The following is a 23,552-nucleotide window of genomic DNA, read 5'->3' as shown; positions in this document are numbered from 1 at the left end:
TCACTACGTCGAAGGAACCCCACCCGGGCCGGCCACCATAGGCGTCCTGCATCCCGTTCACCGGAGAGACCCACACTTTACCCGCTAGCCCAAGAGCTCACGCCCGGACTCACCGACTAGATGCGAATCCCCCACCAGGTCCAGGAACCACGAGGCATCCCGTCCCCTTGGGGCAGAGAGAACATTACGTCCCCCCCGAACCTTGGTCAAATCAACCCCAGAGCCCCCACAGACCCCACAGACGCAAGGAAGGAAACGAGGCCCGAAGGGCCGAAGCGGGAGAGGCAAGGCCCGAAGGGCCAAAGCCGGGGGCGTGGGGGGGCACCCCCACACCGGGGGGTTCGGGGGGTCGCCCCCCGAAAGAAATGCGAAGAGCCCGACCGGGAAGCAACCCCAGAAGGGTTGCGACCAGGCCGGGCCCCAGCTCGTAGCGGGGGTAGGATTTGAACCTACGACCTCTGGGTTATGAGCCCAGCGAGCTACCGAACTGCTCCACCCCGCGTCGCGTTGTGTCTCTACTTTATGGGTACCCCGCCCCCTTATGCAAATCGATACCGCTACCCGCCGGGCGTGTGTGTCGGGGTGGGAGTGACAGGCGGGGTCGGTGAGCCGCTCGACGCGGGCGGCGACGGGCTGGCCGACGCCGTCGGCTTGCTCTGGCGGCGGAGTTTGGCGAGCTGGTCCAGGGCGGCCTTGAGCTGCTTCTGTGCCTCCCCGTACGCCGCCCAGTCTCCCTTCGCGAGGGCGTTCTGCGCGTCGCTGTAGGCCTTGTTCGCCGCGTCGATGGCCGCGCGCACGTCCTCCGACGACTGCAGTGGCGGGCCGGTCGGTGTCGTGACGCCTCCGCCCTTGAGGACCTGGTCGAGGGCGTCCTCAAGAGTCGCGCCGAAGCCGATGTCGTTCCCGTACGAGACGATCACCCGTTTCAGCAGCGGGTAGGAGCCGGCCCCCTTGTTGGCCTGGAGATAGACGGGTTCGACGTACAAGAAGCCTCCACCGAACGGCAGTGTCAGGAGATTGCCGCTCACCGTCCTCGATCCGGGCCCGCGCAGCAGCGTGAGCTGCTGGGACACGGTCGGATTGTTCTCGAAGGTGTTCTGGACCTGCTCGGGTCCAGGGGTCACCTGGCTGCGCGGCACCTGGAGGATACGGATCTGACCGTACGTCCCGCTCGTCGGCACGCTGTCGACGGCCATGAAGGCGGTGAGATTGGTGGCCTTGCCGCGGGGCACGAACGTCGAGGTCAGGGCGAAGCCCGGGGTGGTCTGGTCGGGCATCTTGACGCTCAGGTAGTACGGCGGCTCGAGGGCGCCCTCGCCGGTGGGGTCGTTCGGGACCGCCCAGAAGTCCTGTCCGCTGTAGTACGCCTGCGGGTTCTGGACGTGGTAGCTGGCGAGGATCTGGCGCTGCACCTTGAACAGGTCCTCGGGGTAGCGCAGGTGCGCCATCAGGGCGGGAGAGATGGCCGTGCGGGGCTTGACGGTGCCCGGGAACGCCTTCATCCACGTCTTGAGGATCGGGTCGGACGGATCCCAGGCGTACAGGGTGACGGTGCCGTCGTAGGCGTCGACCGTCGCCTTCACGGAGTTGCGGATGTAGTTGATGCGGTCGCCGGCCTGCGCGGCGACGGACACGCGCGTCTTGCTGTCGGTGTTGGTGTCTCTCGTGGCGTCGGCGAAGCTGGTGCGTTCGGAGTAGGGATAGTCGCCCGTCGTGGTGTAGCCGTCGACGATCCACTCGATCTTGCCGTCGACGACGGCGGGGTAGGGGTTTCCGTCCACCTTGAGCCACGGCGCGGCCTTCTGCACCCGGTCACGCGGGGAACGGTCGTACAGGATCCGTGAGTGGGAGTTGATCGCGCCGGACAGCAGGAGGTTCTTCTCCTTGAAGCGGAGCGCGTAGAGCGTCCGGTTGAACAGCGATCCGATCGATACACCGCCCTTGCCGGCGTAGGAGCTGTTGTGCTGGCCGGTGGGGCTCTTGTCGTCGGGGTAGTCGAGCTCGCGGTCGCCGCCGCCGACGACGGAGTACGACGGGGAGCGCTCGCCGAAGTACACCTGCGGACGGGTGACGCCGAGCGTGCCCGTCGGCGGGATGTCCTTCTCGGTGAAGGCGGGGGCGCCCTGGGCGTCGACCTGGTTGCCGGGGGCCGCCACGAACCCGTAGCCGTGTGTGTAGACGAGGTGACTGTTGATCCAGTTGCGCTGTCCGGCGGGCGGGCCGTCCACCTCGCGGACGGCGACGATGGTGTCGCGCAGCGCGTTGCCCCCGGTGGGGTCGGGATACCGGTCGATGTCGAGCGGGTTGGGGAACTTGTAGAAGCCCTTGATCTGCTGGAGCTGCTGGTACGTCGGCGAGACCACGGCCGGGTCGAGCAGGCGCACGTTGGGCAGGGTCGAGGTCTCCTTCTTCGCCTGCTCCGGGGAGAGCTTGGCGCTCGGGGTGAAGTCGGTGACCCTGGTGTCGTTGACGTGGTACGCCGTGCGGGTGGCGGTGATGTTGCGCCCGATGTACTTGGACTCCTTGTCGGCCTCGCTCGGCTTGACGTGGAAGGTCTGGATCAGCAGCGGGAACACACCGCCGATGAGGATGGCCGACAGCACCAGCAGGCCGAAGGCCATACCCGGCAGCATGGCGCCCCGGCGGATGAAGGTGGCGAAGAACATCAGCGCGCAGATCAGCGCGATCACGGCGAGGATGGTCTTGGCGGGCAGCACCACGTTGACGTCGGTGTAGGACGGGCCGGTGACCACGCCGCGTTCGGAGTGGGCCAGGCCCCACCGGTCGAACCAGTACGCCACGGCCTTGAGCAGCACGAACACGCCGAACAGCACCGACAGGTGCACGCGGGCGGCCGTGCTGACCCGCGGCCCCTCGCCCTGCACCCGCACGCCGCCGTACAGGTAGTGCACGATCAGCGAGGCGATGAACGTCAGGATCACCGCGGTGAACAGGTAGTCGAGCACGATCCGCAGCAGCGGATAGGTGAACACGAAGAACGAGATGTCCTTGTGGAACTGCGGGTCCTTGATGCCGAACGGCTGGCGGTTGAGGAACGCCAGCCAGGTGCGCCACTGACCGGCGGCGGCCGACGCGGTGAGCAGGCCGATCAGGGCGAGGATCGTGATGAGGATGATCCGCCGGTGGGGGTCCACGACGCTGCGGTAGCGGTCGAGGCCCTGCTGTTCGGCGGACGACGGCCGGTACGCGGGCCGGAGCCGGTAGGCCGTCACGACGTTGGCGCCGAGCAGCACGACCATGATCAGGCCGCCGGCGAAGAACAGCAGGACCCGGGTGGTGATCTGCTTGGTGTAGACCGAGGAGAATCCGACCGAGCGGTACCACAGCACGTCGGTCCAGATCGCGGTGAAGGCGAGGAAGGCCGCGACAAGGATCACCAGAGTGATGATCACGGGCAGCAGGAGCCGTGATCGCCTCACGTTGACGCGGCCGCTGAAACCTGGGCTCCGGAAGCTCACGACCGTCCCCCTTCGCCGGGTGTCTGTGAAGGCAACTTACCGAGGCATCCCCGGGTTCCCGTACACGACGGGCCACCTCCGGCGAAAACCCCCGTGCGGACGGTGAAAAAATGGACTGGTGAGCCCTTTGGAAGACCTTGTGGTCGAGCTCGAACGCCATGTCGCGGGCGCCGGCTGGGATGCCGCGCCGCGTCTCTACGCGCTGGTCGAAGCCCCCGAGCTCCATGAGAACGAACCCGATCTCGCCCGGCGGCTCGGCGTTCCGGACGTCGCCGGACGGCTGGCCGCGCTCGAACAGCCCGCCCTGCCCGTCGACAAGCCGATCGACGACGTCCTCGCCGGCATCGAATGGCCGGGCGGCGTCACCGGCTGTGCCCTCGCGGTCGAGCGCATCCTGCTGCCCGACGGCGCGGAGGACGACATGCCCGACGAGGACCCGAGCGGCTGGGCGGCCCGGCACCCGGGCCGGGAGGACGTACGCCTCGTCGTGGGCGTGCTGCGCGACGGCTCCCGGCACTCGGCGATGCGGCTGCGCGGCCACGACAGCGACGATCAGGTGATGTCGGGCCCCGAGCTCGTCCCGGCCCTCGCCGAAGCGCTGGCCGCGACGCTCAGCTGATCACGACGCTCGGCTGATCACTTCGACGGGCAGGCGGGCACGGACCCCTGCCCGGTGCGCAGCGCGCTCAGCGCCTGCAGCGCCCCGTGCATGGTGTCGACCCGTACGAGCCGGAGCCCCTTGGGCGCGGAGGCCACGGCGTCGGAGCAGTTCTGCGTGGGCGTGAGGAAGACCGTGGCGCCGGCGTGGCGCGCGGCGACCATCTTCTGCTGGATGCCGCCGATCGGGCCCACCTGGCCCTCCGGGGTGATCGTGCCCGTGCCGGCGATGAACTTCCCGCCGGTGAGATCCTGCGGGCTCAGCTTGTCGTAGATCCCCAGCGAGAACATCAGGCCGGCGCTCGGCCCGCCGACGTCACCGACGCTGATCTTCACCTGGACGGGGAACTGGAACTTCTCGCGCAGCACCACGCCGACGACGGGCTTGCCGGGGGTGCTCTTGTCCGGCGAGGCGACCGTGCCCACGTCGACGGAGGAGTCCTTGCCCGCGCGCCGGATGGTGAACTTCACCGTCTGCCCCGGCTTGTGCTTGCCGATCACCGTGCTGACCTGGGGCACCTGCTTGATCTGCGTGCCGTCGACGGCGACGATCTGGTCGCCGGGCCGCAGCTTGCCCGTCGCGGGCAGGCCCTGCTGCACCGAGTCGACGACGACCGTGGTGGTCATCGGCATGTTCAGCTCGTGCAGGGCGGCCGCGGTGGCGGACTCCTGGGAGTCGGCCATCTCCGCGGTGTTCTCCTGCTCGACCTTCTTGGTCGGGACGTTCTTGGGGAAGATCGCCTCTTCCGGCACGATCGCCACGTCGGGGTCGACCCAGCCGCGCAGGGCGGTGAACAGGTCGATGCGGTTGCCCGGCCCGCCCTGGTACGCCACGGTCACGAAGTTGAGGTGCCCACTCTTGGGATAGGTCTTGGCGCCGCTGATCTGGATGAGCGGCACCTTGCCGAGTTGCCCGAGCGTGTTGGTGGTGGGCCCGGGACGCAGCGCGACGTACGGCACGGGAATGAAGGCCCCCACCATGCCCAGTACGAGAATGAGCACGCTCGCGAAGATAAGGGTGGCAGCACGACGGGACATGCCCGGAAGCCTACGCGGTCGATCGACCGCCCCGTCGCGCCCTCTCGGCGCTGTTCCGTCTCAGCGCGTCGAGGAAGCGTTTGAAGTATTCGACCTCTTCGAAACTGCGTCGCATACGGGGCCGACGCGCCCAAAGGCGGATGATCGCGCCCACGAGCAGCGCGACGGTCACCGGGACGACCCACCACGCCAGGACGGACATGCGGCGTCACCTCCCGAAAACCGGTCACAACTTACGTAACCAGCATCTCGGGGGACAAATCACCCAATTCCCACCCATTCGTCTCCACCGTCGGCAAAGGCCTGGTGTTTCCAGATCGGGACCTCGGCCTTGAGATCGTCGATCAGCGTGCGGCAGGCCTCGAACGCCTCGGCGCGGTGCGCACAGGCCGCGGCGACGACCACCGCGAGGTCACCGACGGCGAGGTCGCCGACCCGGTGGACGGCGGCGATGGCGCGCACGTCGTAGTCGGCGGCGACCTTCTCCATCACGACGCGCAGCCGGTCGACGGCCTGAGGGTGCGCCGTGTAGCCCAATCCGGACACCGCGCGACGGTGGTCCTCGTCGCGTACGGTGCCGACGAAGATCGCCGTACCGCCCGCGCTCGCGTCGGCGACGGCGGCGAGCACCTCGTCTGCGGACAGCGGCGTGTCACGGAGTTCGGCAAGGCGGATCACGTTCACCTGACGAACGCTACCCCGCCACTCCAGGCGCTCAGACCGCGCCCGTCATGGCCCCTGCGAGCCAGGACGCGCGGAAGCGCCCGCAGGTGCGACCACCTCCCGCCGGGCGTGGCCGCAACGGCGAGGACGCCGAACTATCCCCGGCGTTTCCGGCGCGCCCGCCGGACGATCGCGGCGGTGCCGATGACGGCGACGGTCGCGCCCGCCGCGGTGGCCATGGTCGCCTCCTTGCGCGCCAGCCTGCGTCCGACGAGCGCGTGGCGTCCCGCGACCTCCTCGAGCAGAGCGTTCAGCGCCTCGGCGTTGTCGCGCGAGGGTTTCCACCCGGCCTCGCGCAGGGTGGCGCAGTCGGCCACCCACGGGTAGACGACGTAGTGCAGGTCGGTGGCGGGCGCCGGGGTGACCCCGATGCGGTGCAGGCGCTGGGCGGTGCCGAAGGTGATCGCCGCGGGCAGTTCGAAACGCCGTCGTCCGGTGATCTCCTCGACCTCCTCCGGCTCCAGCCAGCCCTCGCAGCCGACCGCGAACCGGCCGGAGACCTCACCGGAGACGGCGAGATCGAGGGCCGTGACCAGGTCGTCGACGTGGCAGAACTGCCAGCGCTGCGCGGTGCCCTTGACGGTGAGCAGGCGCGGGGCCTCGAAGTGGCGGGTCACGACCGTGTCGATGCCCGGTCCGACGAGCGCCGCCGGGCGCAGCACCGTGACGGTCATGCCGGGGTGCGCCACGGGCGCCATGCCCGCGAGCTCCTCGATCTCCAGGAAGTCGCCGACGATGCCGTCGTCGAACTCCGCCGCCGTCGGGGAGTCCTCCGGCAGGGGTACGGGGTTGCCCTCCTGAGCCCCGTAGACCATGGCGCTCGTCACCAGGATCACCCGCCGGACCCGTACCGCCGCCGCGGCGGTGATCACGGTCTGCGTGCCGCGGACGTTGTACGCGCGGCGCTCGCGGTGATCGGTCTCCGGTGACTGGTCGATGTCGAGGTGGACGATCACGTCGACGTCGGAGATGCGGCTGGTGAGCTGTGGATCACGGATGTCGACGACCCGCCAGGTGACTCCCGGCACGTCTCCCCGATGGTCGTCCAGGGCGACGACCTTTCTGACGTCCGCCGAAGCGGCGAGCCGGGCGACCAGCGCGCGCCCGATGCCGTCCGCCGCCCCCGTGACGGCGACGACGGGGCCCGCGCTACGCCGTGGGCGAACCTGTCGTGTACTCAAGTCGAGCGAGTCCTCCTATCGCACGCCCCCGGGCTGCGACCGGATAACGTGAAGGTTGTGACCTATTCATCCTGCACGAGGTAGAGCCCGTGAGCGAGCGGAGCGAGCGAACCAAAGAGCACGCGCCCTGGTCTTCCCTCCGACGAAGGAGGGCCCATGATGAGCGGAGCGAGCGAACGAAAAAGCACGCGCCCTGGTCTCCCCTCCGACGACGGAGGGCCCATGATGAGCCATGGAGCGCAGCACTCTTCGTGCGGGGTCGGTGAAGGAGTTCTCGTGAGTGACATCCCCTTCGGGTTCAACCGCCCGAGCGAGCCCGGAGACGAGAACGACCCTGGAAAGCAGGATCCGTTCGGCGCGGGCAACATGCAGGACTTCGCCGCGATGTTGCACCAGTTCGCCGACATGCTGTCCAACCAGTCCCCCGGCGGCGGGCCGCTGAACTGGAACCTCGCCAAGGACATCGCCCGTCACCAGGTGGCCGAGAAGGGCGACCCGTCCGTGCTCGACGCCCAGCGCCGCGCGGTCGTCGAGGCGCTGCGCCTGGCCGACCTGTGGCTGAACGAGGTGACGACCCACCCCGCCGGCATCCGCACCCCGCAGGCGTGGAGCCGGTCCGAGTGGATCGAGCACACCCTGCCGGTGTGGTCGACGATCTGCGACCCGATGGCCGCCCGCATGGTCGAGTCGATGGGCTCGGCGATGCCTGATGAGATGCAGGCCGTGGCCGGGCCTCTCGTCGGCATGGTGAAGCAGATGGCGGGCGCGATGGTCGGGGGCCAGGCGGGACAGGCGCTCGGAGCCCTGGCCCTGGAGGTCGTCGGATCGAGCGACATCGGCCTGCCGCTGGCGCCTCCCGGCGTCGGGGCGCTGCTGCCCTCGGGCATCCGCGCGTTCGGTGAGGGCCTGGAGATCGAAGAGGACGAGGTACGCGTCTACCTCGCGCTGCGCGAGGCCGCGCACCAGCGGCTGTTCGAGCATGTGCCGTGGCTGCGCTCGCACCTGCTGCGCGCGGTCGAGGACTACGCGAGCGGCATCACCGTCGACCTGTCCAAGATCGAGGACGCCGTGTCCGGGGTGGACCTGACCAACCCGGAGGCGCTCCAGCAGGCGCTCGGCGGCGAGTTGTCCCTCACCCCGGAGGAGACGCCGCAGCAGAAGGCGGCGCTGGCCCGGCTGGAGACGATGCTCGCGCTGGTCGAGGGCTGGGTGGACACGGTGGTGAACGCCGCGGCGAAGGACCGGCTGCCGTCCGCCGTACGCCTGGCCGAGGCGGTGCGCCGGCGGCGTGCCACCGGCGGGCCGGCGGAGCGCACGTTCGCGACGCTGGTCGGCCTGGAGCTGCGGCCGCGGCGGTTGCGCGAGGCCGCGGCCCTGTGGGCCGCCCTCGGCGAGGCCCGGGGCAACGACGGCCGCGACGCCGTGTGGGCGCACCCGGATTTGATGCCGACCGCCGAGGATCTCGACGACCCGACGGCGTTCGTCGAGGGCAAGGGCGCCGACATCGACATCACCGACTTCACCGAGCCCAGGACCGACGAGTCCGGCGGCACGGACGAGAAGCCGGACGAGGACGCGTGAACGACGGGCTGCACGCCGACGCGGTACGGGTGTTGTCGGACTGGCGCCCGGGCGATGCGGGTCAGGACACGCTGCGACGGGAGTTCCTCGCGCATCTGTCCGAGCACGCGGACGGGATGTGGCGCGAGTGTGTGGCGGGCCACCTTACCGCGAGCACGGCGGTGCTCGACGCGACCGGCGAGCGGGTGTTGCTGACCCTGCATCCGAAGGCGAAGATGTGGCTGCAGCTGGGCGGCCACTGCGAGCGGGCCGACATGTCGCTGGCGGAGGCCGCGCTGCGGGAGGCCGCGGAGGAGTCCGGCATCGAGGGCCTGCGCCTCCTGCCGGGCCCGGTCCGCGTCGACCGGCACCGCGTCTGGTGCCACGGCGGGTCCTACCACCTGGACGTGCAGTACACCGCGGTCGCCCCGCCGGACGCCCGCCTGCAGATCAGTGCGGAGTCCGACGACCTGCGATGGTTCCCGCTGGAGGCCGTCCCGGACCCCGCCGACGACGTGTTGCGCCGCCTGGTCGAGGCGTCCGGGAGGCTCTTCGCCGCGCACGCGAACTGATCAGGAGCCTCCGCCGACCAGGCCCCGCCCGGTGACCAGCGGCAGGTCCAGGGCGGTGAGCAGGCCCGGTGAGGCGGCGACGACGGCGGGCACGGCGTTGACCAGGCGCATCGCGGTCGCCTTGAGGCCCGCCGTGTTGTGGTCGCCGTTCGTGCCCAGCAGGCGCAGGTCGACGGTGTAGTTCGGTTCGCCGGTGACCTCCACCCGGTAACAGCCGTGCCCGGCGGGCTGCGGCCAGTCCGGAGCCAGGTCGTCCCGTAGCCGCGTCACATGCTCCAGCACGATCACCGGACGGCCGGCGCGCACGCCGCGCAGTTCGAAGCGCAGGGCGGCGGCCGTGCCCTTCTCCACCGTTCCCGCGTCGATCTCGAACGTCTCCGGCGCGGGCAGGCGCGTGTGCCACTCCTCGACCTCGTCCAGCTCGACCTCCAGCCCGGCGGCGAGCTGGCGCACGACACTCCCCCATGCCAGGGACAGCACGCCCGGCGAGAGCAGCAGCGGCGTCTCGTCCATCGGACGGCCGAAGCCCATCACGTCGAACAGCACGGTCGGCTGGGCGTAGGTGGAGTAGTTGAGGATCTCCATGCAGCGGACCTGGGTGATCCGCTCGCTGATGCCGGTGATCGCCAGCGGCAGCCAGTCGTTGGCGAAGCCGGGGTCGATGCCGTTCACCCAGATGGAGACGCCGCCGTCCAGCGCCGCGCGGTGGATCGGCGCGCCCATCGCCTCGTCGGGGAACTGCAGGAAGACCGGGCTGCTGGAGACGACGTTCACTCCGGCGCGCAGGATCCGGGTCAGGTCCTCCATCGCCTCGTCCAGCCGTACGTCGGCCATCGAGGTGTACACGACGCAGTCGGGGCGCGTCGCCAGCACCGCGTCGGCGTCGCCGGTCGCGGTCACGCCGAGGTGTCCGAGGCCGGCGAGTTCGCCCGCGTCGCGGCCCACCTTGTCCGGGTTGGAGACCCAGACGCCGGCCAGCTCCAGGTCGGGCCGGGCGTTGATGCCGATGAGGGCGTTGCGCCCCACGTTGCCGGTCCCCCACAGCACCACGCGATGTGTCATGTACAGCCCCTCACAGGTCGGGCAGGCCGAGATCCAGCGTCGGCCGGTCGGTGCCGCCGTCCACCTCGATGACCCGCCCGGTGACGAACGAGCCGGCCGGGGAGGCCAGGAACAGCACCGCCGCCGCGATCTCCTCCGGGTCGCCGATGCGCCCCAGCGGAGTGTTGTCCTCGATCTGCCGGCGCAGGCCCTCGTCCCCGGTGACGATCTCCAGCGCGGAGGTCGCCACCGCCCCGGCGGCGACGGCGTTGACGCGGACGCGCGGGGCGAGGTCGTCGGCGGCGAGCCGGGTGTAGTGCGCGAACGCCGCCTTGGTCGTGCCGTACGCCAGATAGCCCCGGCCGGTGACGCGGCCCATCACCGAGGAGATGTTGACGACCGCGCCCTCGCCCCCGTCCGCGAGCATCAGCGGGACGGCCGCCCGGGTCACCGCGTGCGCGATGCCGACGTTGAACCGGAACGCCTCCTCCAGGTACTCCACCGTCGTGTCGAGGTAGGCCTGCGGGATCGTGCCGCCCACGTTGTTCACCACGATGTCGAGACGCCCGAACGCCTCCACCGCCGCCCGCGGCAGCGCCGCGGCGGCGTCCAGGTCGGTCAGGTCGGCCGGGACCACGACGGCCCGCCGCCCGGCGGCCTCCACGTCGGCGGCGATCCGCCTGAGCTGGTCTTCGCTGCGAGCGGCCACGACCACGTCCGCGCCCGCCTGCGCGAGGGCGACCGCCGTGGCGGCCCCGATCCCTCGCCCGGCGCCGGTGACGATCGCGGCCCGGCCGTCGAGCCGGAAACGGTCCAGGATCACCTGCGCAGCGTAAGTCGATCAAGAACCCGATTCAATAGGCCGCCTCGCCAGCAGGCCGCCCAGATGCTCGACCAGCAGGTCGCGGAAGACCTCCGACTCGCGCAGGTCCGCGCCGAACACGTCGGTGACCGACAGCAGCCCGTCCACCACCTGCCCCGGGGTCTCCGCTCGCGCGACGGTCATCCGCAGCAGGTCGGCCATCGGGTCGTCCAGCTCGCGCGCCGTCTTGACGTGCCGCATCCACGCGGCGACCGCGAGCGCCGCCCAGCGCGGCTCGGCCCCGGCCGCGAGCCGGTCCCGTACGACGGACAGCAGCCGCTGCGGCAGCTTCTGCGAGCCGTCCATGGCGATCTGCGCGGTACGGTGCCGCAGCGCCGGGTTGGCGAAGCGTTCGAGGAGCGAGGTCTTGTAGGCCTCCAGGTCGAAGCCGGGCGGCACGGCGAGCGTCGGCCCCGCGTCCTCGTCCATGTAGCGGCGTACGGTGTCGCCGAGCTCGGCGACCGCGTCCGCGACGTAGGTGTGGTGCGAGCCCAGGTAGGCCAACATCGAGTGCGACCCGTTGAGCAGCCGCAGCTTCATCTTCTCGTACGGCGCGACGTCGTCGGTGAAGATCGCCCCGGCGGCGTCCCACGCGGGGCGCCCGGCGGCGAAGGTGTCCTCGATCACCCACTGGGTGAACGGCTCGGTGACCACGACGCCCTCGTCGCGCACGCCGAGCAGGCGTTCGGCCTCGTCGAGGTCCTCGGGCGTGGTCGCGGGCACGATCCGGTCGACCATCGTGGAGGGGAAGGTCACCTCGCAGCCGATGCGGGTGCCGCTCCGCTCGCAGTACTCCTCCACCAAGGCGCGCAGGGTCTCGCCGTTGGCGGTGAGGTTGTCGCAGCACAGCACGGTCACCGGCGCGTCGCGCGCGGCGAGGCCGCGGACCAGGCGGCCGAGCACCGTACGCGGCGGGCGCCCGGTCAGGTCCAGGCTGATCTCCGGGTCGTCGCGGCGCAGCCGCCCGGTGGCCGGGTCGTGCCGGTACCCCTTCTCGGTCACGGTCAGCGAGATGACCTTCACGGCCGGGTCGGCGAGGCGCGCGACCGTCGCGTCGCCGGTGAGCACCTCGCGGACGGCGCCGATGACCCGCGCCGACGGCTTTCCGGGTCCGCGTTCGAGCACGCTGTAGAGGCCGTCCTGGGGCCCCAGCTGTTCGGCCACGGTCGCGCTGCGCTGGGTGATGCCGCAGATGCCCCAGCCGTCGCCGGCGTCCTCGGTGTAGACCGCCTGGTGGGCGCGGTGGAACGCGCCGATCCCCAGGTGGACGATGCCGACCGAGGACGGCACCTCACGGGGCCGGGTCTTCAGCGACAGCCGCATGTTCTCCCCCACTCACATCACCGCGCCGAGCTGCCAGGGCGCGAACTCCTCGTCGCCGAAGCCGAGCTCCTCGCTCGCCGTCCGGCGCCCCGACGCGACCTCCAGGACGAGCTGGAAGATCCGCTCACCCAGCTCGGCGACCGTGACCTCGCCGTCGAGGATGGCGCCGCAGTCGACGTCCATGTCCTCCTCCATCGCACGGTACGTCTCGCGGTTGCTGGCGAGCTTCAGGCTGGGCGCCGGCCGGCAGCCGTACACCGAGCCGCGGCCGGTCGTGAAGCAGATCAGGTTGGCGCCGCCCGCGACCTGGCCGGTCGCCGACACCGGGTCGTAGCCGGGAGTGTCCATGAACACGAAGCCGCGCTCGGTGACCGGCTCGGCGTACTCGTAGACCGCGGTCAGCGGTGTCGTGCCGCCCTTGGCGACCGCGCCGAGCGACTTCTCCAGGATCGTGGTGAGCCCGCCCGCCTTGTTGCCGGGCGAGGGGTTGTTGTCCATCGACTCGGCGTAGGACTCCCACCACTGGATCCGCTCGACCAGCCGCTCGCCGACCGCCCGCGAGACCGCGCGTCGCGTCAGCAGGTGCTCGGCGCCGTACACCTCGGGCGTCTCGGCCAGGATCGCCGTGCCGCCGTGCCGTATGAGCAGGTCGGCGGCGGCGCCCAGGGCCGGGTTGGCGGTGATGCCGGAGTAGCCGTCGGATCCGCCGCACTGCAGGCCGAGCACCAGCTCGGAGGCGGGCACCGGCTCGCGGGTGACGGCGTTCGCGGCCGGCAGCAGTTCGCGGATCACCTCCAGCCCGCGGCGCACGGTGGACGAGGTGCCGCCGAGCTCCTGGATCGTCATCGTCGGCGTGCCCTCCGGCAGGTCGAAGCCGGTGAGCTGGTTGACCTCGCAGCCGAGGCCGACGACGAGGATCGCGGCGAAGTTGGGGTGCCGGGCGTAGCCGCTCAGGGTGCGGCGCAGCAGCCGGATGCCGTCGCCGTCGGCGGCCATGCCGCAGCCGGTGCCGTGGGTCAGGGCGACGACGCCGTCGACGTTCGGGTACTCCTCGCACAGCGCCGACGCGCGGCTCGCGATCCGCTTGGCCACCGTGGCCGAGCAGTTCACCGAGGTCAGAATGCCGATGTAGTTGCGCGTGGCGACCCGCCCGTCCGGCCGTACGATGCCCTGGAAGGACGCGGGCGCGGACGCCGGCTCGACCGGGCGCACCTCGGTGCCGAAGTCGTACGCGCGGTCGTGCGGGCCCATGCCGAGGTTGTGGGTGTGCACGTGGTCGCCCGCCGCGATCGGCGCGGTCACGACGCCGATCGCCTGGCCGTACTTGCGGACCGGCGCACCGACGGCGAGGTCGTGCACGGCGACCTTGTGCCCGCGCGGCACGCCGGGCAGCTCACGCAGCGCCACCGCCACGTCGTCCTCGGGATGCAGCAGCAGCGTGTCACCAGTCATGCATGCTTCCGTCCTCTAGGCGGTTGACCGGCAGGTACGCCCGCCGGTACGGATACTCCGCGGCGGCCTCCTCATCGATGTCGACGCCGAGGCCGGGCTCCTCGGAGGGGTACAGCAGGCCGTCCGCGAACCGGTACGAGTGCGGGAAGACCGCGTCCGTCGTCTCCGTGTGCGGCATGTACTCCTGGATGCCGAAGTTGGGCACCGCGACGTCGACGTGCAGCGCGGCCGCCAGGCACACCGGCGACAGGTCGGTCGCGCCGTGCGATCCGGTGCGCACGTGGTACAGGTCGGCCAGGTCGAAGACCCGCCGCAGGTGGGTGATGCCGCCGCCGTGCACGACGTCCATCCGGATGTAGTCGATGAGCTGCTCGGTGATGAGCTGGTGGCAGTCCCAGATCGAGTTGTAGACCTCGCCGACCGCGATCGGCGTCGTCGTGTGCCGCCGGATCAGGCGGAACCCCTCCTGCAACTCCTCGGAGATCGGGTCCTCCAGCCAGAACAGCCCGTACGGCTCGACCGCCTTGCCGAGCCGCGCGGCCTCGATCGGCGTGAGCCGGTGGTGCGCGTCGTGCAGCAGGTGGAAGTCGTGGCCGAACCGCTCGCGCACGGCGGCGAACAGGTCCGGCACGAAGTTCAGGTACTTGGCCGTCGACCAGGTCGCCTCCTCCGGGCGGTCCCCGGCGATGGCCGGCTCGTACGGCGCCCGGTCCGCGGGCACCCCGTACACCTTCTCCAGGCCCGGCACGCCGGCCTGGACCCGCACCGCGCGGTAGCCCTGGTCGAGCAGGCTCCCGACCTGGTCGAGGGCCTCGGGCACGGTCGTGCCGTTCGCGTGCCCGTACACCGTGACGGCATCGCGGGAGCGGCCGCCGATCAGCTGGTAGACCGGCATCCCGGCGGCCTTGCCCTTGATGTCCCACAGCGCGGTGTCGACCGCCGCGACCGCGGTCATCGTCACCGGCCCGCGCCGCCAGTACGCCCCCTTGTGGAGGTACTGCCAGGTGTCCTCGATCCGACTCGCGTCACGGCCGATCAGCAGGGGGCAGACGTGATCCTTCAGGTACGACGCGACCGCCAGCTCCCGGCCGTTCAGGGTGGCGTCGCCGACCCCGGTCAGCCCGTCATCGGTGGTCAGTTTCAGGGTCACGAAGTTGCGGTCCGGGCAGGTGACGATGACCTTGGCCTCGACGATTCTCATGACGTGTCAGCCGGTCTGGACCCAGGCGTGCTCGGGGTCGAGGTACGGGATCATCTTCCGGCCCTCGCCCGCCATCACCCACAGGTAGTAGAGCTTGTAGCCGGGCGCGGCGACGACCGGGTGGTAGCCGTTCGGGATCGCGGCGACGTCGCCGTCGCGCACGGTGAAGGCCTCCTCGCCCTCGCCGTTGTAGCGCAGCTGGATGCCGAAGCCGTTCTCCGGCTCCAGCTTGAACAGGTACACCTCCTCCAGCTTCACCTCGCGGGGCGGCTCGTGGGTGTCGTGCTTGTGCGGCGGGTAGCTGGACCAGTTGCCGGGCGGGTTGATCGTCTCGCCGAGCAGAATCCGCCCCGCGTCGTCGTCCGGGCCGAGGACCGTGCGGACCGTACGGGCCCAGTTGCCCTCACCCCGCTCGGCCACGTCCTGGTCGTCCGGGCCGATGATCCGCGCCGTGCCGGGCCGTCCGTCGCCGAGCGGCGCCGTGCAGACCACGATCTGGGCCGGGCCGCCGGTCGCCTGGAACCGCAGCGGCGTTCCGGGCGGGGCGTAGACGGTGTGGCCCGCCCCCTCGAAGACACCGCCACGACCGCCCGCGGTGCCGAGCCCCTCGACGTCGACGACGCCGGAGAGGACGACGGCCGCTATTTCGGTGTCGCGGGTGAGCTCAAGGGTCTCGCCGTCGGCCAGGTCGGCCAGCTCGAGCCCGATGAGCTCGGTCTCCTTGCCCGGGGTCAGCAGGGTCTTCAATCTCTCTCCTTGATCTGGGTGACCAGCTGGGTGGGGTTGACGAAGCGCAGTGCCACGACGAGCAGCACCAGCATGAACAGGGTGTAGATCACGGCCATCGCATCGATCTCCTGCTGCGCGCGGATGCCCGCCGCCGAGACCGAGTAGTACAGCGCGACGACCAGGGTCTGGCTGTCGGATCCGGCGGTGAGGAACGTCAGTTCGAACATGCCCACCGTGCGGACGAGGATGAGGACCGCGGCGGCCAGCATGCCGGGAATCAGCAGCGGTCCGAGGATGCGGGTGAAGATCACGCGGGTGCGGGCGCCGCACATCCGGGCGGCCGACTCGATCTTCGGGTCGATCTGCTCGATGAACGGCGTCATGACGAGGATCACGAACGGTACGGCCGGCACCAGGTTGGCCAGGATGACGCCGCTGAGCTTGCCGGCCAGGTGGAACTTGTAGAGCACGGTCGCGAGCGGCACGCCGTACGTGATCGGCGGGATGAGGATCGGCAGCATGAAGGCCACCATCAGCACCCGCTTGCCGGGGAAGGTCCGCCGGGCCAGCGCGTACGCGGCGGGCACGCCGACGACCAGCGAGATCACCACCACCGCCAGCGCGACCTCCAGGGTCACGACCAGCACGTTGCCGAGGTCGAACTCGCGCCACGTCGTGCCGTACCAGCGCGAGGTCCACCCGGACGGCAGCCAGCCGCTGAACCACCTCGTGCCGAAGGAGTCGACGACGACCGCGCCGACGACACCGGCGAGGATCAGCAGGAAGAAGACGACCGCGCCCCAGACCAGCCAGGCGCCGGGCCGGAGGGCGAGCCGCCGGCGCTCCGCAGTGATAGCTGTGCTCATGGTCGCGCACCCCTCCTCACTCGCTCCGCGGACGGCTCGTCCCTCACCGGCCACTCCGCTCGCTCGTCGGCTCGCTGCTCGTTCGATGGTCGCGCTCGCCTCCTCACTCGCTCCGCGGACGGCTCGTCCCTCACCGGCCGCTCCGCTCGCTCGTCGGCTCGCTGCTCGGTCATCCCTTGCCTCCCGACGCACCGCGGTACAGAGTGGCCCGCCAGCCGAGGACCAGCCCGACGACGATCAGCTCGACCGCGCCCATGATCATCGCGATCGCCGAGGCCATCGAGTAGTCGTACTGCTCGAAGGCCGCGTGGAACGCCGCGATCGAGATCACCCGGGTCGCCCCCGACGGATCACCCACCATGACCGCCGAGGGGAACACCGAGAAGGCCAGCACGAACGTCAGGCAGAACGTGATGGCCAGCCCCGGCGCCAGCAGCGGCAGCGTGATGAACCGGAACCGCTGCCACCACCCCGCGCCCAGCGTCGCCGCGGCCCGCTCCAGCGTCGGGTCGATGCCGCTGAGGTAGGACAGCGTCAGCAGGAACGCGAACGGGAAGCCCGAGATGATCAGCGAGAACAGCACGCCCCAGTAGTTGTGCGTGAACCGCACCGGGTGGTCCACGATCCCCACGTCGATCAGCAGCCGGTTGAGCCAGCCGGTGGGGCCCATGAACGCCAGCAGCCCCTCCGCGGTCAGCACGGTGCCCAGGGTGATCGGCACGACGAGGATCGTGGTGATCGTCCGCTTGCCGCGGAACCGCCCGCGCATCCGGTACGCGATCGGCACCGACGCGATGACGTTGAACAGCCCGGCGGGCAGGCTGAGCTTCAACGTCGTCCAGATGGTGTTCCGCAGGTACGAGTCGGCGAAGAACGCGTGGTAGTCCGCGAACGGCCCCGAGCCGTAGTGCTGCACCGTCTCCGAGCCGGGCTGCGGCTGGAACGACAGCTGCAGCCCGTACACGAACGGATAGATGAACAGCGCCACGATGAACACGACCGCCGGCAGCAGGAGCAGCAGCGTGCGGTCCACGCCCCGGTCGGCCAGGCGGTGCCGCAGCGCGATGCGCCCGGCGGTCGCCGGGGCCGCCACCTAGGCCACCTCCTCGGGCGCGGCCGGGCTGTCGGCCGCGAACACCAGCACCCGCTCCGGCGGCACCGACACCGTGACCCGGTCGCCCGGGGCGAGACGGGACTGGACACGCAGGTGAAGCTCGTCGCCGGCGGCCGTACGCGCCTGGATCGCCTGCTCGCGGCCCTGGAACTCCACGACCTCGACGTCGACCTCCATGGCGTTGGGGCCGTCGCCCACGGTGAAGTCCTCGGGCCGGATCGCGGCGACCGCGGTCTCGCCCAGGTCCTCGCGACGGGTACCGGTCAGCTCGCCGAGCACCACCGTCTTGTCGGCCACCGAGGAGACCGGCAGCTCCAGTTCGTTCCGGTAGCCCATGAAGCCGGCCACGAACCGGTTCGCGGGTTCGGTGTAGACCGTCTCCGGCGGGCCGACCTGCTGGACCTTCCCCTCACGCAGCAGCACGAGCCGGTCGGCGAGCGACAGCGCCTCCTCCTGGTCGTGCGTGACGTAGACGGTGGTCAGGCCGAGCGTCTGGTGGATGCGCCTGATCTCGGTGCGCATCTCCAGGCGCAGCTTCGCGTCGAGGTTGGACAGTGGCTCGTCCATCAGCACCAGCGCGGGCTCCAGGACGATCGCGCGGGCGATCGCGACGCGCTGCTGCTGCCCGCCCGACAGCTGGCCGGGGAACTTGGCGGCGTGGTCGCCGAGCTGGACCAGCTCCACCGCCTCGTCGACCCGCCGCTGCGCCTCGGCCTTGCCGACCTTGGCCATCTTCAGGCCGAAGCCGATGTTGGCGCGCACCGACATGTGCGGGAACAGCGCGTAGTTCTGGAAGACCATGCCGAACCCGCGCTGCTCCGGCGGCAGCGTGTCGATCCGCTTGCCGTCGAGCGTGATGGAGCCGCCGGTCAGCGGCAGGAGGCCGGCCAGGCAGTTGAGCGCCGTCGACTTGCCGCACCCGCTCGGGCCGAGCAGTGCGACGAACTCCCCGCCCTCGATGGTGAGGTCGAGCCCGTCGAGCGCGAGCACCTCCCCGAAGCCGCGGCTCACGTGGTCGAGCCGCAGCTCCGAGATCTTCGATCCACTCACTGTGCACTCCGGTTCGCTTCGCCCGCCCGGCCGGTGCCGCCCGTAAGGCGGGTGCTCACTTCTTGACCTTGCCGCTGCCGACGGTCCGGTCCCACTGGTCGAACGCGGCGACCTGCTGCTGGGCGGGCAGCGAGGTCTCGGTGGGGAACTTGGGGATCCACTGGTCGTACTCCGGTCGGCCGAACTGCTGGATGACCTGCTGGGACTTCTGCGGCGCCATCTTCACGGTGACGCCGTTCACCGCCGGGCCCGGGTAGAAGTAGCCGTCGTCGTAGGCCTTCGCCTGCTGCTGCGGGGTGAGCATCCACTTGATCAGCTGGAGGTCGGCGGACAGCACGTCGGCGGAGACCCCGCGCGGCACGACGGCGTACTGCGCGTCGGTCACCCAGTGCATGCCCTTGAGGTAGGCGACCTTGTCACCGGCCGGGACCTGGCCGAGCGCCCGCGGGTTGATGTCCCAGCCCGTCGTGGTGGCGATGATGTCGGCCGAGCCGTTGGCCAGGTTGCTCATCGTCTCCGACGTCTTGGAGGGGTAGTAGTCGACGTACTTGGTGAGTTCCTGCAGGTACGCCCAGGTCTTGGACCAGCCGGCCTTGGGGTCCTTCGGGTTGGAGTCGCCGAGGATGTAGGGCAGGCCCATGAGGAACGTACGGCCGGGGCCGGAGTTGGCGGGGCGGGCGTACTGGAACTTCTTCGGGTGCGCCTTGGCCCACGCCAGAAGCTCGTCCGCGGTCGCCGGCGGCTTGGTCACCGTCTTGGGGTTGTACTCGATCAGCGGACCCGAGGGGTAGTAGACGACCTCCACGCCGTGGCCCTCGGCGAGCTCCTGCATCTTCTGCGCGGGAGGCAGGTAGTTCGCGTTGCCCAGGCGGCTCGCGTAGTCGTCGGTCTTGACCCACAGGTTCTGGTCGATGCCGGCGGACAGGGCGTCGGTGCCGGTCAGGACCAGGCCGATCTGAACCTGGCCGGCGCTCTGCTGCGCCTTGATCTTGCCGGGCAGCTCGGGCGCCGTGGCGTTGGTGTAGGTGACCTTCTTGATGACCTTCGGATGGGTCTTGACGAACTCGTCGATCATTCCCTTGGTGAGCTGGAGGTTGCCCGCCACATCGATGATGTTGAGGGTCACCGGGTTCTTCGGGTTGTCCGGCACATTGGCCGGGGTGAGGTCCTTGGCCCCGCCCCCCGCATTCGGCGAGCCGCACGCACCCGCCAGGACGAGTACCGCCGCGAGGCACAACGTCTTCACACGCATCAGGGGATCACCTTCCGGTCGGATCGGGCGGCACGGCGGTCGACGCCCGCACGATCAGCTGGCATTCGAGTCCCCGGCGGAGATCCCCCGCGTCGGCGCCGGTGACGTTCAGGAGGCTCACGAGCAGGTCGACGGCCGCACGGCCCGCTCGTTCGTTCTGCATGGACACGGTCGTCAACGGCGGGGTGGCCATGCCCGCCATCGGTATGTCGTCGAACCCGACGACGCTCATCTCGGCGGGTACGGACACGCCCCGATCGGCCAGCCGGGACATCACCCCGAGGGCCATCAGGTCGTTGTAGGCGATGATCGCCGTCACGCCCTCGGCGAGTGCCAGGTCGGCGGCGTGCGACCCGCCCTCGAAACGCGGCGCGAACGGCCCCAGCTCCACCACCTCGATGCCCTGCCGGGCGAAGCGGCGCAGCCCGCGCCGGCGCTCCCGGTTCGACCATGAGACGCGTGGGCCGCTCAGGTAGGCGACCTTGCGGTGCCCGAGAGCGGCGAGATGCTCGATCGCCTGGCGCATGCCGCCCGCGGTGTCCATGAGGACGGCGGGCAGGTTCCGCACCTGCCGGTTGATGAGCACCAGGGACGTCGTGCCGACGATGCGTTCGAGCTGGGCCTCCGACATGCGGGAGGAGCAGAGGATGACGCCGTCGACCTGCTTGGCCATCGCCTGGACGAGAGCGATCTCCTCCGTGGCGTTCTCGTCGCAGTCCGCGAGGAAGACGGCGTAGTCCGCCTCACGGGCCCGCGCCTGGACCCCTTTCAGAACATTGGGGAAGAAGGGGTTGGACAGGTCGGGAACGATCACGCCCAGATTGCCGGTCTTGCCGGTGATCAGGCCACGGGCGGCGCGGTTCGGCCGGTAGCCCAGCCGCTCCGCGGTCGCCAGGACGTGGTGCCGGGTCTCGTCTCGCACCATCTCCGGCACGGTGAACGCCCGGGAGACGGTGGAAACCGACACCCCCGCCTCACGGGCCACGTCCTGGATGGTCACCGGCACCGGATTCTCCTCCTGCGTTTTGGATGAGTGAAACTCTGCAATCCTTTGCAGAGCACGTCAATGTGACCTTTCGGTCATAAGACCCTTACCTCCGGTTCACCGGAGCGTCCGGTGGGGACCGTCCGCGGTCAGGCGCCGCCGAGCAGAATGCGGGTGTTGTCCCAGCCCTCCAGGCCCGGGTCCAGGGAGGACAGGTCGGCGGGGGTACGGAGACGGTGCCAGCCGGGGCCGGAGCGCACGGCGCCGGGGCGCGCCGCCGCGGCGCGCAGGCGGCGCGGGGCGTCCGGCGTGTCCAGGTCGACGTCCTCGAGCCAGGGCGGCGCGGGCAGCCGGGCGGCCAGCGCGACCAGCCCGCCGTCCTTAGCCGGGCAGATCGCGACCTCTCCCCCGCCCAGAGAGCGGAACAGCTTGCCGAGGAGCAGGGGCGGCAGGTCGGGGGCGTCGTGGGCGACCACGGCCGCCTGGTCGGCGCCGAGATCCGCCAGCGTGTCGAGGAGCGGCCGCAGACCGGTGGTCCGGACGATCTCGGTGCCCGGCCAGGTGATCGCCTCGGCCTCGGCGTCGGGGGCGGTCAGGGCCAGGACCGGTGTGACGAACTCCAGCCCGGCGACCACCTCGTAGGTGTCCTCCAGGACGGCGAGCCGGAACTCCTCCGGGTCGGCGCCGGGCGGGGTCGCGACCTCGCTCCCGGCCAGAACGGCGACGAAGCGGGACGTCACGTGGCGGGCTCTCCGTCCGCCAGGGGCAGGCCCGCGGTGGCGGCGACGCCTTCGAGGTAACCCCGGGCGCGCTCGGTGCGGGGGTAGCGGTTGACCAGCCGCCAGAACGCCGGGCCGTGACCGGGCTCGATCAGATGAGTCAGCTCATGCAGGAGGACGTAGTCGACCACCCAGCCGGGCATGCCGCGCAACTGGTCGGAGAGCCGGATGGTGCCGTCGTCGGGCGTGCAGGAGCCCCAGCGGCTGCGCTGGTTGCCGACCCAGCGCACGCTCGCCGGCGCGGCACGGCCGTCGAGGTAGCGCAACGCGAGCTCGCGGGCACGGTCGAACAGCGCCGCGTCGCTGGGGTGCCGACGCGCCTCGCGCCGCGCCAGCCGTTCGAGCACGGTCGCGATCCATTCCTGCTCTTCGGCGTCGCTCAACCCGGCCGGCATCATCACGACCGTCTTGTCGCCGTCGCGGCGCGCGGTGACCGTGCGACGGCGGCGGGCACTGCGACGAACCTCTATCTCGCCTGTGGGGGGCACCGTAGCACCGTACCGAAAACTTTGTTTTCTCCACAGGGGGTGGATCGCATCGACGCAGGTAGAACCGGGGCAATTGAATCATCCCCAGGACTATCCACACCCTTGTGCGCAGGTTGTCCACAGGGACACTCCGGCCCGTCCCCACCGGGTCCCCAGGCCTGTCCACAGGCTCTCGTTGACGCCCGTCCCCCTCGCTCCTAGCGTCACGCGGACCGGGGGTCCCCGCGGCGCGCGGGACGGCCGCCGACTGGGAAGGGGGGCGGCCGGACCGGCGCACGGGGGCTTTCCGGGCCACGCTCCGCCCCCGTACGCCGCGACGACCGTCCGGCGCCGGACCGGCAAGGCGGCCGCCGGCCTTACCCGCCTACGGAGCCTCGCGCCCTGCCGCGGCCAGGGTGCCGTGCGGTCTTTCAGCGGCCGGTGAACCTCGGGGTGCGCTTCTCGCGCTGCGCGGCGATGCCCTCGGCGAGGTCCTCCGAGGCCATGGTCACCGGCTGGGCCAGCGACTCCCACCGCAGGGCCGCCTCCAGGCTCGGCTGCCCGCCGTCGGCGAGGGCGGCCTTGGTCAGGCGGGTGGCGACCGGCGCGGCTTCGGCGATCCGACCGGCGATCTCGAGCGCCACGTCGAGGACGTCCTCACGCGGCACCGCGCGGTTGACCAGCCCGTACGCCGCCGCCTCCTCTCCGGTCACCACGCGGCCGGTGAAGAGCATCTCCCGGGCCAGCGGCAGGCCGCCCGCCTCGGGCAACAGGTACGTCGCGGCCATGCCCGGGTGAATGCCCAGCCGGGTGAACGGCGCCACCAGCTTGGCGCCGGAGGCGGCGTACCGCAGGTCACAGGCCAGGGCGAGGCACAGGCCCGCACCGACCGCAGCGCCGTTGACCGCGGCGATCGTGGGTACCTCCAGGTCCCGGACCGCCAGCCAGGTGCGGTAGAAGGCGAGCATGTGATCGCGGAGCGGAGGGACGTCGACCTGGCCGCGTCCGGCGATCCACCCCAGGTCTCCGCCGGAGGAGAAGGCGCTGCCGGCGCCGGTGACGACGACGCAGCGCACCCCGGCGTCCTCCCGCAGCCCGGCGACGGTCTCCCGCCAGGCGGACGTCATCGTCTCGGACATCGCGTTGCGCCGTGCGGGGTCATCGAGGGTGAGCACGACGATCCCGTCGGGCCGCCGGTCCACACGCAACTTTTCAGTCATG

General features: G+C 70.8%; 22 protein-coding genes and 1 tRNA gene. 3 read left to right on the top strand and 20 right to left on the bottom strand.

Features of this window, described 5'->3' with window-relative positions:
* Positions 1-428: 428 nt before the first annotated feature.
* Positions 429-502: transfer RNA gene (locus ABEA10_RS00515), tRNA-Met, on the bottom strand.
* Between the two features lie 55 nt (positions 503-557).
* Positions 558-3,479: a UPF0182 family membrane protein gene (locus ABEA10_RS00510; protein WP_345455745.1), complete on the bottom strand. Its 2,922-nt coding sequence runs from the start codon at positions 3,477-3,479 to the stop codon at positions 558-560.
* A gap of 118 nt (positions 3,480-3,597) precedes the next feature.
* Between ABEA10_RS00510 and ABEA10_RS00505 the strand changes: the two genes are divergently transcribed.
* Positions 3,598-4,098 (top strand): PPA1309 family protein, encoded by a 501-nt coding sequence (locus ABEA10_RS00505; RefSeq protein WP_345455742.1) that lies wholly within the window; start codon positions 3,598-3,600, stop codon positions 4,096-4,098.
* A gap of 17 nt (positions 4,099-4,115) precedes the next feature.
* Here ABEA10_RS00505 and ABEA10_RS00500 read toward each other — a convergent pair whose 3' ends face one another.
* The 4 genes from ABEA10_RS00500 to ABEA10_RS00485 all read right to left on the bottom strand — a co-directional run bounded on the left by ABEA10_RS00500 (position 4,116) and on the right by ABEA10_RS00485 (position 7,078).
* The gene (locus ABEA10_RS00500) at positions 4,116-5,174 is read right to left on the bottom strand and encodes a YlbL family protein (RefSeq protein WP_345455739.1); all 1,059 of its coding nucleotides are present in this window, start codon (positions 5,172-5,174) and stop codon (positions 4,116-4,118) included.
* A 10-nt stretch (positions 5,175-5,184) separates the two neighbouring features.
* Positions 5,185-5,376 (bottom strand): hypothetical protein, encoded by a 192-nt coding sequence (locus ABEA10_RS00495; RefSeq protein ID WP_345455736.1) that lies wholly within the window; start codon positions 5,374-5,376, stop codon positions 5,185-5,187.
* Positions 5,377-5,435: 59 nt separating this feature from the next.
* Entirely contained in the window at positions 5,436-5,858 is a 423-nt protein-coding gene (locus ABEA10_RS00490) for a molybdenum cofactor biosynthesis protein MoaE (protein WP_345455733.1), read from the bottom strand.
* A 134-nt stretch (positions 5,859-5,992) separates the two neighbouring features.
* Positions 5,993-7,078: an NAD-dependent epimerase/dehydratase family protein gene (locus ABEA10_RS00485; RefSeq protein ID WP_345455730.1), complete on the bottom strand. Its 1,086-nt coding sequence runs from the start codon at positions 7,076-7,078 to the stop codon at positions 5,993-5,995.
* Between the two features lie 276 nt (positions 7,079-7,354).
* Here ABEA10_RS00485 and ABEA10_RS00480 point away from each other — a divergent pair, with 276 nt between their 5' ends.
* Entirely contained in the window at positions 7,355-8,659 is a 1,305-nt protein-coding gene (locus ABEA10_RS00480) for a zinc-dependent metalloprotease (RefSeq protein WP_345455728.1), read from the top strand.
* Entirely contained in the window at positions 8,656-9,210 is a 555-nt protein-coding gene (locus ABEA10_RS00475; RefSeq protein WP_345455726.1) for an NUDIX domain-containing protein, read from the top strand. Before ABEA10_RS00480 ends, ABEA10_RS00475 begins: the two co-directional genes overlap by 4 nt.
* Here ABEA10_RS00475 and ABEA10_RS00470 read toward each other — a convergent pair whose 3' ends face one another.
* From ABEA10_RS00470 to ABEA10_RS00405, 14 genes are all read right to left on the bottom strand, one after another.
* Complete coding sequence (locus ABEA10_RS00470; protein ID WP_345455724.1) at positions 9,211-10,272, bottom strand: NAD(P)H-dependent amine dehydrogenase family protein; 1,062 nt, start codon at positions 10,270-10,272, stop codon at positions 9,211-9,213.
* Positions 10,273-10,282: 10 nt separating this feature from the next.
* Entirely contained in the window at positions 10,283-11,074 is a 792-nt protein-coding gene (locus ABEA10_RS00465; protein ID WP_345455722.1) for an SDR family oxidoreductase, read from the bottom strand.
* Positions 11,075-11,092: 18 nt separating this feature from the next.
* Entirely contained in the window at positions 11,093-12,436 is a 1,344-nt protein-coding gene (locus ABEA10_RS00460) for a mannitol dehydrogenase family protein (RefSeq protein ID WP_345455720.1), read from the bottom strand.
* A 12-nt stretch (positions 12,437-12,448) separates the two neighbouring features.
* A complete protein-coding gene (locus ABEA10_RS00455; RefSeq protein WP_345455718.1) occupies positions 12,449-13,888 on the bottom strand; it encodes a UxaA family hydrolase in 1,440 nt (479 codons plus the stop codon).
* Complete coding sequence (gene manD, locus ABEA10_RS00450; protein ID WP_345455715.1) at positions 13,878-15,089, bottom strand: D-mannonate dehydratase ManD; 1,212 nt, start codon at positions 15,087-15,089, stop codon at positions 13,878-13,880. Before manD ends, ABEA10_RS00455 begins: the two co-directional genes overlap by 11 nt.
* A gap of 6 nt (positions 15,090-15,095) precedes the next feature.
* The gene (iolB, locus tag ABEA10_RS00445) at positions 15,096-15,836 is read right to left on the bottom strand and encodes a 5-deoxy-glucuronate isomerase (RefSeq protein WP_329241347.1); all 741 of its coding nucleotides are present in this window, start codon (positions 15,834-15,836) and stop codon (positions 15,096-15,098) included.
* On the bottom strand, positions 15,833-16,684 hold the full coding sequence (locus ABEA10_RS00440) for an ABC transporter permease (protein ID WP_345455711.1): 852 nt from the start codon (positions 16,682-16,684) through the stop codon (positions 15,833-15,835). The genes iolB and ABEA10_RS00440 overlap by 4 nt, the downstream gene beginning before the upstream one ends.
* Positions 16,685-16,853: 169 nt before the next feature.
* Complete coding sequence (locus ABEA10_RS00435) at positions 16,854-17,777, bottom strand: ABC transporter permease (RefSeq protein ID WP_345455708.1); 924 nt, start codon at positions 17,775-17,777, stop codon at positions 16,854-16,856.
* A complete protein-coding gene (locus ABEA10_RS00430) occupies positions 17,778-18,848 on the bottom strand; it encodes an ABC transporter ATP-binding protein (protein WP_329241353.1) in 1,071 nt (356 codons plus the stop codon).
* A 55-nt stretch (positions 18,849-18,903) separates the two neighbouring features.
* Positions 18,904-20,100: an extracellular solute-binding protein gene (locus ABEA10_RS00425; protein ID WP_345455702.1), complete on the bottom strand. Its 1,197-nt coding sequence runs from the start codon at positions 20,098-20,100 to the stop codon at positions 18,904-18,906.
* A 7-nt stretch (positions 20,101-20,107) separates the two neighbouring features.
* Positions 20,108-21,106, bottom strand: coding sequence for a LacI family DNA-binding transcriptional regulator (locus ABEA10_RS00420; RefSeq protein WP_345455699.1), 999 nt, complete (start codon positions 21,104-21,106; stop codon positions 20,108-20,110).
* A 128-nt stretch (positions 21,107-21,234) separates the two neighbouring features.
* Positions 21,235-21,825 (bottom strand): DUF2064 domain-containing protein, encoded by a 591-nt coding sequence (locus ABEA10_RS00415; RefSeq protein ID WP_345455696.1) that lies wholly within the window; start codon positions 21,823-21,825, stop codon positions 21,235-21,237.
* Positions 21,822-22,352 carry a M48 metallopeptidase family protein gene (locus ABEA10_RS00410; RefSeq protein WP_345455694.1) on the bottom strand — a complete coding sequence of 177 codons (531 nt, stop codon included), beginning with the start codon at positions 22,350-22,352 and terminating at the stop codon, positions 21,822-21,824. The genes ABEA10_RS00415 and ABEA10_RS00410 overlap by 4 nt, the downstream gene beginning before the upstream one ends.
* 410 nt (positions 22,353-22,762) lie before the next feature.
* On the bottom strand, positions 22,763-23,551 hold the full coding sequence (locus tag ABEA10_RS00405) for an enoyl-CoA hydratase/isomerase family protein (protein WP_345455691.1): 789 nt from the start codon (positions 23,549-23,551) through the stop codon (positions 22,763-22,765).
* Between the last annotated feature and the right edge of the window lies 1 nt (position 23,552).

It is taken from the genome of Actinoallomurus oryzae (assembly GCF_039541955.1).
In the GTDB taxonomy this organism is placed as follows: domain Bacteria; phylum Actinomycetota; class Actinomycetes; order Streptosporangiales; family Streptosporangiaceae; genus Actinoallomurus; species Actinoallomurus oryzae.
Note: the sequence above shows the minus strand (reverse complement) of the source record. Positions and strands in the feature narration are given on the sequence as shown.

What these genes read in the sequence shown, in the direction of transcription:
- ABEA10_RS00500 (WP_345455739.1), bottom strand. Translation starts at nt 5,174, where the DNA reads ATGTCCCGTCGTGCTGCCACCCTTATCTTCGCGAGCGTGCTCATTCTC.
- ABEA10_RS00495 (WP_345455736.1), bottom strand. Translation starts at nt 5,376, where the DNA reads ATGTCCGTCCTGGCGTGGTGGGTCGTCCCGGTGACCGTCGCGCTGCTC.
- ABEA10_RS00470 (WP_345455724.1), bottom strand. Translation starts at nt 10,272, where the DNA reads ATGACACATCGCGTGGTGCTGTGGGGGACCGGCAACGTGGGGCGCAAC.
- ABEA10_RS00460 (WP_345455720.1), bottom strand. Translation starts at nt 12,436, where the DNA reads ATGCGGCTGTCGCTGAAGACCCGGCCCCGTGAGGTGCCGTCCTCGGTC.
- ABEA10_RS00455 (WP_345455718.1), bottom strand. Translation starts at nt 13,888, where the DNA reads ATGACTGGTGACACGCTGCTGCTGCATCCCGAGGACGACGTGGCGGTG.
- manD (WP_345455715.1), bottom strand. Translation starts at nt 15,089, where the DNA reads ATGAGAATCGTCGAGGCCAAGGTCATCGTCACCTGCCCGGACCGCAAC.
- ABEA10_RS00440 (WP_345455711.1), bottom strand. Translation starts at nt 16,684, where the DNA reads ATGAGCACAGCTATCACTGCGGAGCGCCGGCGGCTCGCCCTCCGGCCC.
- ABEA10_RS00425 (WP_345455702.1), bottom strand. Translation starts at nt 20,100, where the DNA reads ATGCGTGTGAAGACGTTGTGCCTCGCGGCGGTACTCGTCCTGGCGGGT.
- ABEA10_RS00405 (WP_345455691.1), bottom strand. Translation starts at nt 23,551, where the DNA reads ATGACTGAAAAGTTGCGTGTGGACCGGCGGCCCGACGGGATCGTCGTG.